This window comes from Chloroflexia bacterium SDU3-3 (assembly GCA_009268125.1).
Lineage (GTDB): Bacteria > Chloroflexota > Chloroflexia > Chloroflexales > Roseiflexaceae > SDU3-3.
In genome coordinates this window covers 21,052-35,322 of record WBOU01000006.1, presented here as the reverse complement: position 1 = coordinate 35,322, position 14,271 = coordinate 21,052, and the positions used below count along the sequence as shown (strand labels likewise).

12 protein-coding genes and 1 pseudogene are annotated in these 14,271 nt (G+C 65.4%); 8 read left to right on the top strand and 5 right to left on the bottom strand.

Annotation, left to right across the window (positions count from 1 at the left end):
• The first annotated feature begins 133 nt into the window (after positions 1–133).
• From F8S13_11360 to F8S13_11345, 4 genes are all read left to right on the top strand, one after another.
• Complete coding sequence (locus F8S13_11360) at positions 134–826, top strand: hypothetical protein (protein KAB8142850.1); 693 nt, start codon at positions 134–136, stop codon at positions 824–826.
• Between the two features lie 54 nt (positions 827–880).
• Positions 881–1,603, top strand: a complete 723-nt coding sequence (locus tag F8S13_11355) for a hypothetical protein (GenBank protein ID KAB8142849.1) — start codon at positions 881–883, stop codon at positions 1,601–1,603.
• 265 nt (positions 1,604–1,868) lie between these two features.
• Positions 1,869–2,417, top strand: coding sequence for a hypothetical protein (locus F8S13_11350; GenBank protein KAB8142848.1), 549 nt, complete (start codon positions 1,869–1,871; stop codon positions 2,415–2,417).
• On the top strand, positions 2,414–2,989 hold the full coding sequence (locus F8S13_11345; GenBank protein ID KAB8142847.1) for an MBL fold metallo-hydrolase: 576 nt from the start codon (positions 2,414–2,416) through the stop codon (positions 2,987–2,989). Before F8S13_11350 ends, F8S13_11345 begins: the two co-directional genes overlap by 4 nt.
• Positions 2,990–2,993: 4 nt before the next feature.
• Here the strand turns inward: F8S13_11345 and F8S13_11340 are convergent, their stop codons facing one another.
• The 3 genes from F8S13_11340 to F8S13_11330 all read right to left on the bottom strand — a co-directional run bounded on the left by F8S13_11340 (position 2,994) and on the right by F8S13_11330 (position 5,278).
• Entirely contained in the window at positions 2,994–3,368 is a 375-nt protein-coding gene (locus tag F8S13_11340) for a hypothetical protein (GenBank protein ID KAB8142846.1), read from the bottom strand.
• A 255-nt stretch (positions 3,369–3,623) separates the two neighbouring features.
• The gene (locus F8S13_11335; GenBank protein ID KAB8142845.1) at positions 3,624–4,901 is read right to left on the bottom strand and encodes a TCR/Tet family MFS transporter; all 1,278 of its coding nucleotides are present in this window, start codon (positions 4,899–4,901) and stop codon (positions 3,624–3,626) included.
• 137 nt (positions 4,902–5,038) lie between these two features.
• A complete protein-coding gene (locus F8S13_11330; GenBank protein ID KAB8143134.1) occupies positions 5,039–5,278 on the bottom strand; it encodes a response regulator transcription factor in 240 nt (79 codons plus the stop codon).
• A 3,275-nt stretch (positions 5,279–8,553) separates the two neighbouring features.
• Here F8S13_11330 and F8S13_11325 point away from each other — a divergent pair.
• Positions 8,554–9,150: pseudogene (locus F8S13_11325) on the top strand (CAP domain-containing protein).
• A 349-nt stretch (positions 9,151–9,499) separates the two neighbouring features.
• Here F8S13_11325 and F8S13_11320 read toward each other — a convergent pair.
• Positions 9,500–9,802, bottom strand: a complete 303-nt coding sequence (locus F8S13_11320) for a hypothetical protein (GenBank protein KAB8142844.1) — start codon at positions 9,800–9,802, stop codon at positions 9,500–9,502.
• Positions 9,803–9,899: 97 nt separating this feature from the next.
• Positions 9,900–10,166, bottom strand: a complete 267-nt coding sequence (locus tag F8S13_11315) for a hypothetical protein (GenBank protein ID KAB8142843.1) — start codon at positions 10,164–10,166, stop codon at positions 9,900–9,902.
• Here F8S13_11315 and F8S13_11310 point away from each other — a divergent pair.
• The 3 genes from F8S13_11310 to F8S13_11300 all read left to right on the top strand — a co-directional run bounded on the left by F8S13_11310 (position 10,155) and on the right by F8S13_11300 (position 14,167).
• Positions 10,155–10,997 carry an iron-siderophore ABC transporter substrate-binding protein gene (locus F8S13_11310; GenBank protein KAB8142842.1) on the top strand — a complete coding sequence of 281 codons (843 nt, stop codon included), beginning with the start codon at positions 10,155–10,157 and terminating at the stop codon, positions 10,995–10,997. The two genes, F8S13_11315 and F8S13_11310, sit on opposite strands and share 12 nt — an antisense overlap.
• A 307-nt stretch (positions 10,998–11,304) precedes the next feature.
• Entirely contained in the window at positions 11,305–13,299 is a 1,995-nt protein-coding gene (locus F8S13_11305; protein KAB8142841.1) for a glycoside hydrolase family 5 protein, read from the top strand.
• Between the two features lie 88 nt (positions 13,300–13,387).
• Positions 13,388–14,167 carry a Crp/Fnr family transcriptional regulator gene (locus F8S13_11300; protein KAB8142840.1) on the top strand — a complete coding sequence of 260 codons (780 nt, stop codon included), beginning with the start codon at positions 13,388–13,390 and terminating at the stop codon, positions 14,165–14,167.
• Positions 14,168–14,271: the final 104 nt, after the last annotated feature.

The window sequence follows — 14,271 nt, the reverse complement described above, 5'->3', positions numbered from 1 at the left end:
CGTGGGAGCGGGGCGCTTGCCTGCCCCGCTCGGCTGTTCTGTGGGCTGTAGTATACCCCAGCCCCCGAACAGCCCCAGGCGGCGCGATGCTATAATGCCCCAGACCGCATCGTATCAAAGAGAGAACCCCGCTATGAGCGCGCTCACCGCCCCCACGCCCCGGCTCGCCGCCGTGGGCCAGTGGCTCAAGATCTGGCTGCTCTGCATCGCCGCCGCTGTCGTCTACGGTATCCTCCACGATCAGGTGACGGCGCGGCTGTGCCTGGCCTACTTCACCGTCGGGCACGCGCCGGTCTTCCCAACCCAGGACCCGACGCTGCTCGGCATCGGCTGGGGCGTGATCGCCACATGGTGGGCGGGGGCCATCCTTGGGCTGCCCACCGTGCTGGCCATGCGCCTCGGCAGGCGGCCCGCGTGGGGCAGCCCGCAGCTGGTGCGCCCCCTGGCCGCGCTGATGGCCAGCGTGGGCCTCGCCGCGCTGCTCGCGGGTATCGTGGGCTATGCCCTGGCCCAGGCGGGCTTGGTGCGCCTGCCGCAGGTCACGCTCGCCACGCTCCCGCCCGGCGTGGAGGCGGGCTTCATCAGCGCTAGCTGGGCGCATCTCACCTCCTACGCCGGGGGCATCGTCGGGGGAGTGGCGCTGTGGGTGTGGCTGTGGCGGCACCGTTCGCCCGCGCACACAGCGCCGCGCAGGCCGGGGCTGCGGGCTGTTGCCATGGGCGCGGGGCTGGCGCTGCTGGCGGCGCTGTGGCTGGGTGGACTCTTTGTCGGCTACACCGTCTCACAAACGACGCAGGACTACTACTTCCCGGCGGGAGGGCGGTAGCGTATGGCTACAGCAGGCAGATCGGCAGATCGCTACCAATCCAGTGGATCGAGCATGCCCTACTATTGGTCTGCAAATGCCGAGCACATCGTATCACTCTGCCGCCCCTGGCGGACGGGGGATGGCTGCGACCCTGCGGCTCTAGCCCTGGCGGAAGAGCGGCTTGGCATCGCGCTGCCAGCGATCTTAGCGCAGTTTCTTACGAGCTGGGGAAACCGCTTTGATCTTGTCAGCTATCGTGAGGTGCTCTTTTCCCCTGAGCATTTCCGAATATCTGGTGATATGCTCCTCTGCGGACAGGAGAATCAAGGCTGCTATGTTTGGGGCATCCCAATCGCGCAGATCACCGATGCTGATCCTCCTGTCCATTTTGTATGGTGGAATTGGCATAGCGATCAGCCGATCTTTCCCTGGAAACTCGGGATTCGTCACCTCTCGATCTTTCTTGATTACATAACCTATGGCAATATGTTTTCGGGCGCTACAAAAAGCGCTAGCATGAGCAGAATTACGGATGTGGCTAGATTGAGCGCTGGTGGCTATCGGCACATCGTGCTGGCATGCACCCCGCCGGGCCTTGAGCCAGACCCAACCTGGGAGTGGGTAATCTATCAGAAAGATGGTATCGCCATCGACCCCGGATTTGGAAGTACCTACGCGGTGGCATCAAGCCACGAGCTGCTCCTAGAAGCCGAGCGGGTGCTGGGCGTGGTGTGGGAAAAGCGCTGGCAATGTGCTATGCCCGATATTGTAACTTCACCTCAATATGGCCGCTAAACTGGCAAAAAACGTCCTTCCTCTCATCGTTTGGCATCGTCGCTGCGGGCTGGATTATGGCCAGCGTGCGGGTGCGGCACCTTCGCCGGATGGGCCAGGTAGGTTGGGTTTGTCCCCTTCGCGTCTTCGTAGTGAGATAGGACTTTGCTCCCTTGGTGTCTTGGCGTCTTGGAGGTAAAAGGCTCTTCCACACACCCAGGTGCTTGCCGCCGCGTGGCGTTTGGCGTAGCATGGCCCCACAACCGCACGCTAGTGGAGCAGAACCATGGCAACAGCCCTCGCGCCCGCCGCCCGGCCCGCGCCCAGCGCGGCGGCGCTGGCCCGCCGCATCCGCGCCCTGATCGCCGTGATGATCGCGGGTCTGGTGATCAGCGGCCTCACCGCGCTGCCGCTGCGCTGGGAGATCGACATCCTTGCCGGGCTGATCGGCCCGGGCAGCGCCGCCGCACAACTGTGGCCCGACATGGCCGCGTGGGTCGGCATCATCCGCCAGACCCTGGCCGAGGTCGAGCGCAGCTACCCGCTGATGCTCTACGGCACCGACTGGCTGGCCTTCGCCCATATTGTGATCGCCATCGCCTTTGTCGGCCCGCTGCGCGACCCCGTGCGCAACATCTGGGTGATCGAGTTCGGCATGATCGCTTGCGTGCTGATCTTCCCGATGGCGCTGGCCTTCGGGCCGCTGCGCGGCGTGCCGCTCTTCTGGCAGATGATCGACTGCTCGTTTGGCGTGGTGGGCTTCGTGCCGCTCTGGCTGGCGCAGCGCGACATCCTGGCGCTGGAGAAGCTGCAGCGGGCGGAGGTGGGCGCGTGAACATTGTCAACGTCGGCTACGACTCGACCAACTACTATGTGCTGGACAGCCGCCCCAAGCTGCTGATCGACATCGGCTTCCCTGGCACGCTGCCCAAGCTGCGCCACCGGCTCGACCGCATGGGCCTGGCCCTGGCCGAGATCGGCCACCTGATCTGCACGCACTACCACCCCGACCACGCCGGGCTGGCCGAGGAGCTGCGGCTCGCGGGTGTGCGGCTGGTGGTGCTGGATGTGCAGCGCCACGCCGTGCCGCTGCTGGGCGGCCTGATCAAGCCCGAGCTACGCTACCAGCCCATCCAGCTGGCGCACGCGCTGGCCCTGCCGCTGGCCCAGAGCCGCGCGTTTCTGGCCAGCCAGGGCGTGGCGGGCCAGATCATCGCCACCCCCGGCCACAGCGACGACAGCGTGAGCGTGGTGCTCGATACCGGCGAGGCCTTCACCGGCGACCTGCCGCCCGCATCCGACCTAGACGGCGCGGTGGCCCAGAGCTGGCGCGCGATCGCCGCGCTGGGCGGGCGCGTGGCGCACCCCGGCCACGGGCCAGCCCGCCCTGTCCTAGCGGGCCGCTGAGGCGCTACGGCCCCACCAGCCCCATGTCGATGCGCATATCGGTCACGTGGCCATCGGCGGAGAGCACCTGCACCTGCCAGCGCCTGCTCACTGGCCAGCCCGCCGAGTCGCTGCGCTCGCAGAACAGCTGGCCGGGGTAGGCGGGCAGGCTGCGGCAGCGGAAGCCCTCGCCCTCCATCCGCCCCTCGGCGTCGGCCAGAGCGCTGCCGGGCGGCATTAGCGCTAGCAGCACGCTGCGCATGGCGCTGGCCTCGTCGATCCGGCCTGTCGCGCGGGCGCTCGCCACGTTCATCCACGAGAAGCCGGTCACCACCGCTACCGCCGCCGACCCCCACAGCGTGAGCAGCAAGAGCATCCGCAGTATAGTCCGCATGATCATGGCCTCTATCCTTTTGTGAGAAATGACGGGCGCTGCCGCCTTGCTCGTTGGGCCTGGCAGACAGAGCGATTATAATGGCGCGAGAGCATAGAGCAAGATGCAAGCTCTGTCAATGTGCGCCCGTCTCACTTTTTTTCATCATCACTATAGGCAGGAACAAGGCCATGAAGATCTCGTGGATCGTGCCCGACCGATTGGCGGCCAGATGGGCTGGCCGTGCTGGGCTTCGGGTGCGGCTTTCTGCTCGATCCACGGTTAGTCGTTCGATCCATGTGATTGCTGGGGTATCTGGCTCCGCGCAATGTGTGGTGTGGCAAGCTGCATGGTGATCGTGCCAAGCAGGAGAACGATCGCCCCAAGCCAGTAGGGTGCTTCACCGCCGATCTGCATATACAGCGCCCCGGCCAGCAGCGGCCCCGCAATTTGGCTCAACGCGCGTAGCGCCTGCTTGCCACCCTGCACCATCCCTTGTTCATCTGCGCCCGCCGATGCTGAGATAAGCCCGTTCAGCGGCGGCTCCAGCACGCCGCCGCCGATAGCGAAGCAGGCAACACCAACAAAGAGCAGTACGGGCGATGGCACAATGGCGACACCACCGATCAGGATGAAGCTGATCGCCTCACACACGAACCCGCTCATGATCAGGCGCGTCTCGCCAAACCGCCTGATCAACCGGCCCGACAAGACGGCCTGCATAAAAATGTCGATACCGCCGATAACCAGCAGCAGCAGGCCAATAGATTCAGGCGTCCACGCCAGGGTGTCGATGGCCAGCACCGCCAGCTCGGAGGTAAACATCGCAAACGGGAAGGCGTAGACGACGCTGGTCACCAGCAGCCAGCGCAGGCGCTTGATGGCGAGGATATCACCGATCTGCTTGAGTGGGTTGAGGTCGGCAAAGCCGACATGCGTGGTGCGGTGCTGCGGTTGTAGGCTTTCGGGCATGGCAAAAAAGCCCCAGATCGTGGTGGCCAGCAAGATCGCCGCTGAGAGATACAGCGGTGCGGCATACCCCAGGCTGGCCAACAGGCCACCGATGACCGGCCCGAAGATGAGGCCAATGCTGGCAATGCCGCCGAGCTGCCCGAACCGCTTGCCGCGCTCCGACGGCGTGCTGACATCGCCGATATACGCGGAGAGAATGCTGATATCGCCACCCGTGAGCCCGTCGATGATTCGTCCGACAAACAGTACCCACAGCGCACCGCCGATCCCGAGCAGCAGATAGCCAATAGCCGATCCAAGCAGGCACAGCAGCAGCAGCGGGCGGCGGCCAAAGCGATCGCTGAGCACGCCGAGCGCGGGCGCGGCGATACATTGGCACAGGGCGTAGGTCGCCGTCAGCCAGCTGACCACCACGGGCAGCTGGCTGGTATTCCCGACGTACTGCTGGATGATAAAGGGCAGCACCGGAATGACCAGGGTTATGCCCATCACGCTCAGAAACGTCGTAAATAGCACAAAGAGCAGGGTGAAGCGTGACGCACGCGCCGGTGCGTCAATGATGCGCCCATCGTTTGATGTGGTATCCAAAGGTGTCCTCCCATAGCGTTGTGGTGCAGCACAGTAGTCATCGCAGCAGTCATTGGCTGCGACACACGCTCACCATGGCTAGTGTAGGGAGGAGCGCCATGCGGCGGTATCATCCGGGTGGGTAGCTTGGGGGGTGATTACTGCGAGAGTATATCCAGATCGTGCGCGGCGCGAGCGGCCTCAAGACGGCTGGCCACCCCCAGCTTTCGGTAGATGTTTTTGACATGAACCTTGACGGTGTTGACCGAGACGACGAGGTCAAGCGCGATCGCCGTGTTGCTCTGGCCAGCAGCGATCAGGCGCAGCACGCGGCGTTCCTGTGGGCTCAGCAGCTCGACTGCGCTGCGCTCCTCAGCGGGTGTGATGTGGTGCAGCATCGTTTTGGCAAAGGCGCGCAGCCGCTGGTCATGGATGGCGGGCAGGGTTGTGCGGAGCAAGGGCGCGAGCGCTTCCCCTTCCCTGATCAGCACATGCTGGGCGCTGGCGTGGTGGGCGCTGGCAAGCGCTGCGGCGAGCAGGTGCCGGGCATCGTGCAGCTGCCCGGTCGCAGCGAAGGCGCGGGCCAACAGCACGCGCAGCTCCAGCGCCACCCGGGCGCGCCCATCCAGCTCGGCTGCGGCGAGCAGCGGCTCAAGGATCTGCGCCGCCGACGCGGGATCACCTTCGGCCATGGCCAGGCGTGCCAGTAGCAGGGCTTCACGATCCTGATGCATGCGTGGCTGTTCCAAATTGGTGGGGCGCGTATCGCGCCAGCGCTGGGCGGCGGCGAGGTCGCCGGTGGCAAGGGCGATGCATGCCTGCTCATAGGCGATTTGGGCATCCAGCTGCCGATCCATCGGCTGGTCGGCCAGCGCACGGCAATACAGCAGGGCCGCACAGCGGGCGAGCGCCGCCGCACTCTGGCCACGGGCATGTTCCACGCGGGCCATGATGAGTGCGGCATGCGCGGCGGCGGGCTGGTGTGGGTTCTGGCCCGTGGCTTCAACGATTTCATTGGCCAGTGCCCAGGCCGTATCCAAGTCGTATGCACACCACGCGATCTCGGCCAGCCCATGCAGCGCGAGCGCCGTATCTTCGAGGTCGCCCATCATACGCGCGTCTGCCAATGTCTGGCGAAATAAGCCTGCGGCGCGCAGCGAATCGGTCTGCTCCAGCACGCTCCAGCCGAGCACCACGGTGGCGGCACGGGCAAACTGCCGATTTCCCACCTGTGCGCTCATGGCCAATGCCTGATCAAACAACGCGCCTGCGTCCGCCAATCGGCCAATACCATATGCGCCCACGGCCAATGTGCCAATGCACATGCTGCGCCAGTTCCATGCGGTGGATGGGAGCAGCTCAAGCGCCGTTCTGGCCCAGCGGACCGCAACCGCTATGTTGCCGCGCTCCCGCGCCATGAGCGAGCGGAAGGTGTCGACCAGGCCCAGCTGGCCCAGCTCGTCGGCGGCGCGAAAGCCCTGCTCGGCCAGCGCCAAAAGATGCTCAGCATCGCTCACGTCGCCATGGGGCTGCATCGTGCTGGCAACCGCCAGGGTCAAGTTGAGGAGCGGGCGCTGATCGCGGATCGATGCTGGGAGCCGTACTAGCCAGCGGTGCAGGGTATAAAATTCCGGCAGGCTCTGTGGCTCGGGGTGATCTAGCGTAAAATGCCGCCTCGCCACCTGCTCGATCAGGCCCGCAGCACGCACACCATCATGGGTACCAAATGCCGCCTCGATCGCCTCGGGCAGGAACCCGTGCCCTTCGTACCAGCGCCCGGCGCGCTCAAGCAGGCCTTGCACGGCAGCCCCCCCAAGCCGACGACGTGCTTCCGCCTGCATGGCCGTCGCAAACAGCGCGTGGTAGCGATACCACATTCCTGCTCGGTCCAGCGGCTCAAGAAAGAGGTTGGCCTGATCCAGCGTGTCCAGCATGGACTGGCTGTCAGTGCGAGCGGTCACGCTATCACACAATGAGGCGGTCAGGCGAGTAAGAAAACTGGTCTCCAGAAGGAACTGCTGGAGTGGGGTTGGCTGATGGTGCAGCACCTCGCTGACAAAGTACGCGCCGATGCCGCGACGATCGGTGAGGAACTGCGCCAGGATTGTGCGCATGTCGCCCGTAGAAGGTCGCTCCAAGGCCAGGGTGAGCAGCCGCACCCCGGCGGCCCAGCCTTCAAGATGCGATCCCACCAGCGCGAGCTCGTGCGGGGGCAGGCGGTGCGCCGTTGCCTGCGCGATGAATGCCGCCGTCTCGTCATCGGAAAAGCGCAGATCAGCTGCCTCAATCGCGGTGACCTCGCCAGCGGCAATGTGGCGCGCCAGCGGCAAGGGCGGCTGGGTTCGGCTCATCAGAATGAGGTGGAGGGATGGCGGCAGATGGGCCAGCATGGTGCCGATGGCGTCGTGGATCTGCGGTGCCGTGATCACATGGTAGTCTTCCAGAACAAGGATGCTGGGGTAGGATAGGAGCGCCAGCTCATTGAGCAAGGTGGTAAGGACCATGTCGAGCGGGGATTTGATGGTGATCGGGGTCTCAAGCAGCGCGAGCGACTGCGCTCCCACCTCTGGGCCGAAGGCGCGGCAGGCGGTGATCACGTAGCGCCAAAAACGCAGCGGGTCATTGTCGCCTTCATCGAGCGCCAGCCAGGCGATGCGGGGCGGATTGCGCATGGCAGCAAGGTGCTGGAGCCACTGGCAGACCAGGGTTGTCTTGCCAGCGCCTGCGGCGGCGCTGAGCAGGGTGAGTTTACGCATCCGTCCAGCGTCGAGACGGGCCAGCAGCCGCTCGCGTCTGATGAGCGAGCTGTGGAGGCGTGGCACCTGCAGTTTGGGCGCGAGGAGCGGCGCAGTCGTCACGGTGCTAATACCATCCGGTTCGGCCAGTGCCGACGGGGTGTGGGAACTCCTTGCTAGCTCATCCTCAGCACAGAGCGCTTGGGCCAATGCTTCAAGATGCGCCCACGTGAGCACCGCCCCGCGCCCAGCATAACGTTTCACCACTCGCCCGTTGCGGCGGCGATAGGCATACCAGTAGCCGGGGCCAGCTTTGCGCCGCTCTTTTAGCAGATTCAGCCTTCCCGAGCGCCCCTGGAACGCGAATGAGCGATGCGCCTCAAGCCAACGCTGCCACGACTCGGCGTCCACCGGGCTGGCCTGACCACCCTCGTGGAGTTCATACTGGTGACTCGCGGCAGACCAGCGCAGCAGCGTATGGGCATGTTTTGGCAAGTGCGCATCTTTCTTGTAGCCCGATGGGTGTTCCCCAACCAGAGAAAGGAGTATAGCTCAGATCAAGTTCTCCCACAAATGTTCCCCAACATGGGGTGATGGCAGACAGCTGCTATGGTGAGCGCTGGTAGGCACCAGATCGCTGGATGTGCCGGGTAATATAGGTCAGTCGCCGTGGGAACCGATAGCGCTCACACGCGTGCTAGCCTGCGCAGGGCCGCCTCTCCATCTGCGGGTCGCTGGGGCTGCTGGCCTTTTTGTTGGGCGCGCTGCTCTAGCGCTGAATCGGTCTCTGCGCCTATGCGTGGCTGTTTCGCCCATGCTACACTCTTGCCATACGCCCTACCAACTTCCACAGAAAGGTGACAACGATGTCGCGACTCTTCCGCTGGGTGCTACCTGTGCTGGCTGCGCTGGCCGTTGGCACGCCCGCCGCGCAGGCCCAGGCCGACCAGCAGTGCTTCGCCGAGACAGGATTCTGCATCTCCGGGCGCATCCGCGAGTTCTGGCAGCAGAACAGCGGCCTCATCGTCTTTGGCTACCCCAAGGGGCCGCAGCAGGAAATGGTGATCGAGGGTAGGGCCATCCAGGCCCAGCAGTTCGAGCGCAACCGCCTGGAGCTGCACCCCGAGAACGCCCGCCCCTACGATGTGCTGCTCGGGCGGCTGGGGGCCGACCGCCTAGCCCAACAGGGCCGCGACCCCTTTACCTTCGCCAACAGCGAGCCGCAGCCCGGCTGCCGCTACTTCGCCGAGACCCAGCAGAATGTCTGCGGCGACATCCTAGCGGCGTGGCGCGCCAGCGGGATCGAGCTAGATGGCAGGGGCGGCAAGACTGAGGCCGAGAATCTGGCCCTGTTCGGCCTGCCGCTCTCCGATCTGATCAGCGAGGAGGTGAACGGCCAGACCCTGCAGGTGCAGTGGTACGAGCGGGCGCGCTTCGAGCTGCACCCCGAGAACCAGCCTCCCTTCAATGTGCAGCTGGGCCTGCTGGGCAACGAGCTGTTGGGCAACGGCGCGCCCGCCCCGCAGCCCAGCCTGGCCAAGCCCCTGCCCGCGCCCACCTTCAACAGCTGCCAGCAGGACCCCAATCCGGGCGCCGCGCCCGACTACCCCGTGCTGATCGTCGCGATCGACAAGGGCGCGGAGACCGTGACGCTGCAGAATGTCAGCGGCGAGCCGGTGGATCTGACCGGCTGGCATATGTGCAGCATCCGTGGCAACCAAGAGCATCCGATCGGTGGAACCCTGGCGCCCAACGAGCAGAGAACATTTGGTGGCCCGGCTGGGAACATCTGGAACAATCAGGACGATGACGACGGCTCGCTCTACAACAGCAGCGGCCAGCTCGTCTCGTACTACGAGGAGTCCTGATCTCCCTGCCGCCCGGCTAGTCGCCCGCGATAGCCACCGCGCACACCCGCTCGTCGGAGAGCGCGGTGGCCAGCGCGTCGAGCGCGGCGTGCTGCTGCGGGTCGATATACCTGCGGATGCTGGCCAGCTCCTGGGCCAGAGCACGCACATCCTCGCCTGTGAGGCGCAGGTTGGTGCGGTAGTAGTCGCGCAGTCGGCGCAGGCGGTGGCAGCTGCCCCAGTAGGCCGTGGTGAAGATCGCGCGGTGCAGCGGCTCGGCTATTTCCAGCAGGCCGATCTGCGCGCCGCGCTGCCCCAGAAGTACCACATCCAGCCCCATAGCATGTACCTGTTCTACCCCTAGTGTGGGTGCTATTTATCGGTTTCTATAGTGAAAACTTGACAATCTTCAGCGATGCGTCTATCCTAATGCCCGATTAAAACCGGCAGCACGCTGCGTCGAGCCTTCCGCCCGCCGTGCGGCCTGACCTGAGGAAAGACCTTCGCACATGTACCACATCCGCCGCGCCCTGAGCGCCATCGCGCTGTGCGCCACGCTGGCCAGCTGCGCTGCCCCCGCCGCCACCGCGCCCACCCCCGCCGCCACGTCCCCCGCTGCTGCCAGCGCCGAGGCCAGCGCCGCACCTGTCGCCAGCGCCGCGCCTGCCGCCACCGCCGAAGCCGCCACGCGCTTGGTCAAGCACGCCATGGGCGAGACCCTGGTGCCCATAGCGCCCAAGCGTGTGGTCACGCTCGACATGGGCGAGCTGGATGCGGCGCTGATCCTCGGCATCAAGCCGGTCGGTTCGGTCACCATCTTCGAGGATGGCAAGTTCCCCGCGTACCTGGGCGACAAGACCGAGGGCATCGAGGTGGTGGGCACAATCGCCTCGCCCAACCTAGAGAAGATCCTCGCGCTCAAGCCCGACCTCATTCTCAGCAGCAAGACCCGCGACGCCGATCGCTATGAGCTGCTCTCGAAGATCGCCCCCACCGTGTTTGCCGAGCGCCTGGGCGACGCCTGGCTGGACAACTTCCGCCTGTTCGCCGAGGCCATGGGCAAGCAGCAGGAGGGCGAGGCGCTGGTGGCCGACTACCAGCGCCGCCTGGCCGACCTGCACGCCAAGCTGAGCGCGGCAGGCCCCATGCCCACCGTCTCGATGGTGCGCTTCATGCAGGGCGGGCAGACCCGCATCTACCACGCGGGCAGCTTCATCGGCACCATTTTAGCCGAGGGCCAGTTCCCCCGCCCCGCTGCCCAGCAGCTCACCGACAAGGTCTGGACTGAGGCCAGCAAAGAGCTGATCGGCGATCTGGATGGCGATGTCATCTTCTACGGCATCTACGGCAAGCCCGAGGATGCGCCGGTGGATGAGTACCTGAACGACCCGCTGTGGAAGCAGCTCAAGGCGGTCGAGCGCCAGCGCGTGGTCCAGGTGAACGACGACTACTGGTACACCAGCATCGGCCTGATCGCCGCGAATCTGGTGATCGACGACCTAGAGAAGTTCCTGCTGCCGCAGCCCACCCCGTAGCATCGTGGCCAGGCCCCTTGGTGCGCCGCCAGGGGGCCTGCCCATACCGAGAATACTGCCGATTTCCCCCTTCCCCGCTTAAATTCCCCCCATATCCCTCAAAAATTGGTTATTTCAACGCTTTCCGTGACGGCGACCGTGACGCTTCCGTGACTATCGGACACTATGCTATACCCATATCGTGACGCGGTGAGAAGAGCAGCGCAGAGAACTGCCCCGACCCACGCCACGCACCACACCGGCGCGGCCAAGCACTGCTCGCTGCCGACCGGCCTGGGCACATTGTTCCGCTCTTTGTTCGAAGTCAATGGAGGCATTCGTGACAAAACTCCGGAGTTTCAAACGTCGATGGGTGACAGCGGCAGCAGTTGCACTTGTTGCGCCGATGCTACTTTCCTCCCAGGGTCTCGCATCGAAGGATGCAGGGGCAGCTGGCACGCCCGCCGTGTTCCGCGTGAACGCACAGGGCCAGATCACCAAGAATGGCCAGATCTACCAGATCCGCGGCGGATCGTGGTTCGGCCTACAGGGCCGCTATGAGCCGGCCAGCGACTCGACCAACCCGCGCGGCGCGCCGATGGAGCAGTATATCGGCAACGTGTGGTGGGCACCCAGCGGCCGCACCATCACCCAGGACCTCAACGAGATGAAGGCGCTTGGCATCAACGTCATCCGCCTGCCGCTCTCGCACCAGACCCTGGACGCCAACGACCCGCAGGGCCGCGAGCCAGTGCTGAAGAATGACCCCTCGGTGCGCATCGCCAACTCGCGCCTGGCCCTTGAGACCATGATCAAGGCCGCCGACGCCGCTGGCATCGACGTGATGCTCGACATCCACTCGTGCTCGAACTACGTGGACTGGCGCAAGGGCCGCCTGGATGCCCGCCCGCCCTATGTGGATGCTGAGCGCGACAACTACGACTTCAAGCGCGAGGACTCGTCCTGCGCCTCGACCAACAACCCCTCGACCGTGACCCGCATCCAGCCCTACAACGAGACTATCTGGCTGCAGGATCTGAAGACCCTGGCTGGCTTCTCCTCGACGCTGGGCGTGAGCAACATCATCGGTATCGACATCTTCAACGAGCCCTGGGACTACACCTGGGAGGAGTGGAAGACCCTGACCGAGCACGCCTACACCGCGATCAACGAGGTGAACCCCAACATCCTGATCTTCACGCAGGGCATCTCGGCCACTGCTGGCAACCAGGATGGCACGCCGGACACCGTCACCCAGGTGCCGCACGGCGGTGGCATCACCCCGAACTGGGGCGAGAACCTCTTCGAGGCCGGCGCGAACCCGCCGAACGTCCCGAAGGAGCGCCTGGTCTTCACCCCGCACGCCTACGGCCCCTCGGTCTTCGTCGGCGCGCAGTTTATGGACCCGGCCCAGCCGCAGTGCGCTGGCTTGGAGGGCGACGCCGCTGGCGATGCCAAGTGCAACATTGTGATCAACCCGACGCTGCTGCGCCAGGGCTGGGATGAGCACTTCGGCTACCTGAAGGCGATGGGCTACGCCGTGGTGATCGGCGAGTTCGGCGGCAACGTCGACTGGCCCGGCGGCGGCGCGACCCTGCGCGACAAGAACCGCTTCGGCTACCTGACCGACAAGACCACCGACCTGAAGTGGCAGACCGCCTTCGTTGACTACCTGATCGATCGCGGCATCACCGACACCGTGTACTGGTCGATCAACCCCGAGTCCGGCGATACCGGCGGCCTCTACACCTCGCCCTACATCGCGGGCAGCAACGAGTCGGCCTGGGGCACCTGGGGCACCTGGGACACCCGCAAGACCAACCTGCTGAAGCGCCTGTGGGCTGTCGGCTCGGTGCCCGGCACGCCGGTGACGGTGACGCCGACCACCCCGGTGACCACCACCCCGGTGACGGTGACCCCCACCAAGACCGTGACGGCCACCCCGGTGACCCCGACCCCGGTGACGGTGACCCCGACCCCGGTGACGGTGACCCCGACCAAGACCCCGGTGACCCCGACGGCCACGCCGGTGACGCCGACCGCGACCCCGGTGACGCCGACCACCACGCCTGGTGGGGCCTGCAGCCCGGTCAGCTCGACCATCAGCGGGCCATTCAGCTACGACGGCGCTGGCACCTTCTGCTGGAAGGCTAGCAGCCTGGGCAGCTACGTCAACTCGTGGAACCTGACCAAGCTGACCATCAACGGCGTGGACTTCACTAACAAGTGGGCCTCGTCGGGCAGCTTCCCGGCGGCGATCGACGGCTACTGGTACGTGAGCTACACCGGCCCCTACGCCTGGAGCCACTTCGAGGCCAAGTAGTCCGCAGGCCCTAGGGCCACATGTGAACCGCCCCGAGCATCGGGGAACCAAAACCACCCTCGCAAACTATTGCGAGGGTGGTTTTGGCATGTGGTCGCCGCGCGCGGCGTATAATGGCCACATCCGCCACACCGCGAGGAGCACCATGGAGCAAGAGACCGCCCAGCAGATCGCCTGCCAGCCCGCCCTGCTGCGCCAGTGCCGCTTTTTTCACGACCTTGATGACCAGGCGCTTACCTATGCGGCCAGCGCCGCACACCTGGCGCGCACTGCGGCGGGGGCCTTCCTGTTCCACCAGGGCGACCCCGCCGAGTCCTTTTATGTGCTGGTCTCCGGCCACGGTCGGCTCAGCCAGATCAGCGCCGAGGGCCAGCAGGTGATCATGGGCCTGGTGACGCCCTACCAGGAGGTGGGCATCGTCGCGGCCATCCGTGGCGCGGAGTACCCGCTCGATCTGCAGGCTATCGACGACTGCGCCGCGCTGGTCTGGGAGCGCGCCGCGCTGCTGGCCCTGATCGAGCGCACGCCCCGGCTGGCGCTGCGCGCGCTGCACATGGTCTCGGGCCGCTTTGTGGAGCTGCAGCAGCGCTATCGCGAGCTGTCCACCGAGCGTGTCGAGCGGCGGGTGGCCCGCGCCCTGCTGCGGCTGGTGGCCCAGGTGGGCCGCCCCGACGCAGGCGGCATCGCGCTCGATCTGCCCCTGGCCCGCCAGGATATCGCCGAGATGACCGGCACCACGCTCTACACCGTCAGCCGCATCCTCAGCGGCTGGGAGCAGCAGGGCATCGTCAGCACCGGGCGCGAGCGCGTGGCCCTGCTGCTGCCCCAGCGTCTCACTCAGATCGCCGAGGATCTGCCGGAGTCATGATTTCACCACCAAGGCTCCAAGACTCCGAGATTATAAAGAAACGTGGAGCCTTGCAGCCTTGGTGGTAAACGCTCTGATCTCTCGGAAAGGATCTGTTTGCGCTA

Excerpts from the sequence above, each read along its gene's own strand:
- F8S13_11360 (KAB8142850.1), top strand. The coding sequence starts at position 134 with ATGAGCGCGCTCACCGCCCCCACGCCCCGGCTCGCCGCCGTGGGCCAG.
- F8S13_11355 (KAB8142849.1), top strand. The coding sequence starts at position 881 with ATGCCCTACTATTGGTCTGCAAATGCCGAGCACATCGTATCACTCTGC.
- F8S13_11350 (KAB8142848.1), top strand. The coding sequence starts at position 1,869 with ATGGCAACAGCCCTCGCGCCCGCCGCCCGGCCCGCGCCCAGCGCGGCG.
- F8S13_11340 (KAB8142846.1), bottom strand. The coding sequence starts at position 3,368 with ATGATCATGCGGACTATACTGCGGATGCTCTTGCTGCTCACGCTGTGG.
- F8S13_11330 (KAB8143134.1), bottom strand. The coding sequence starts at position 5,278 with ATGCTGCACCACATCACACCCGCTGAGGAGCGCAGCGCAGTCGAGCTG.
- F8S13_11320 (KAB8142844.1), bottom strand. The coding sequence starts at position 9,802 with ATGGGGCTGGATGTGGTACTTCTGGGGCAGCGCGGCGCGCAGATCGGC.
- F8S13_11305 (KAB8142841.1), top strand. The coding sequence starts at position 11,305 with ATGGAGGCATTCGTGACAAAACTCCGGAGTTTCAAACGTCGATGGGTG.
- F8S13_11300 (KAB8142840.1), top strand. The coding sequence starts at position 13,388 with ATGTGGTCGCCGCGCGCGGCGTATAATGGCCACATCCGCCACACCGCG.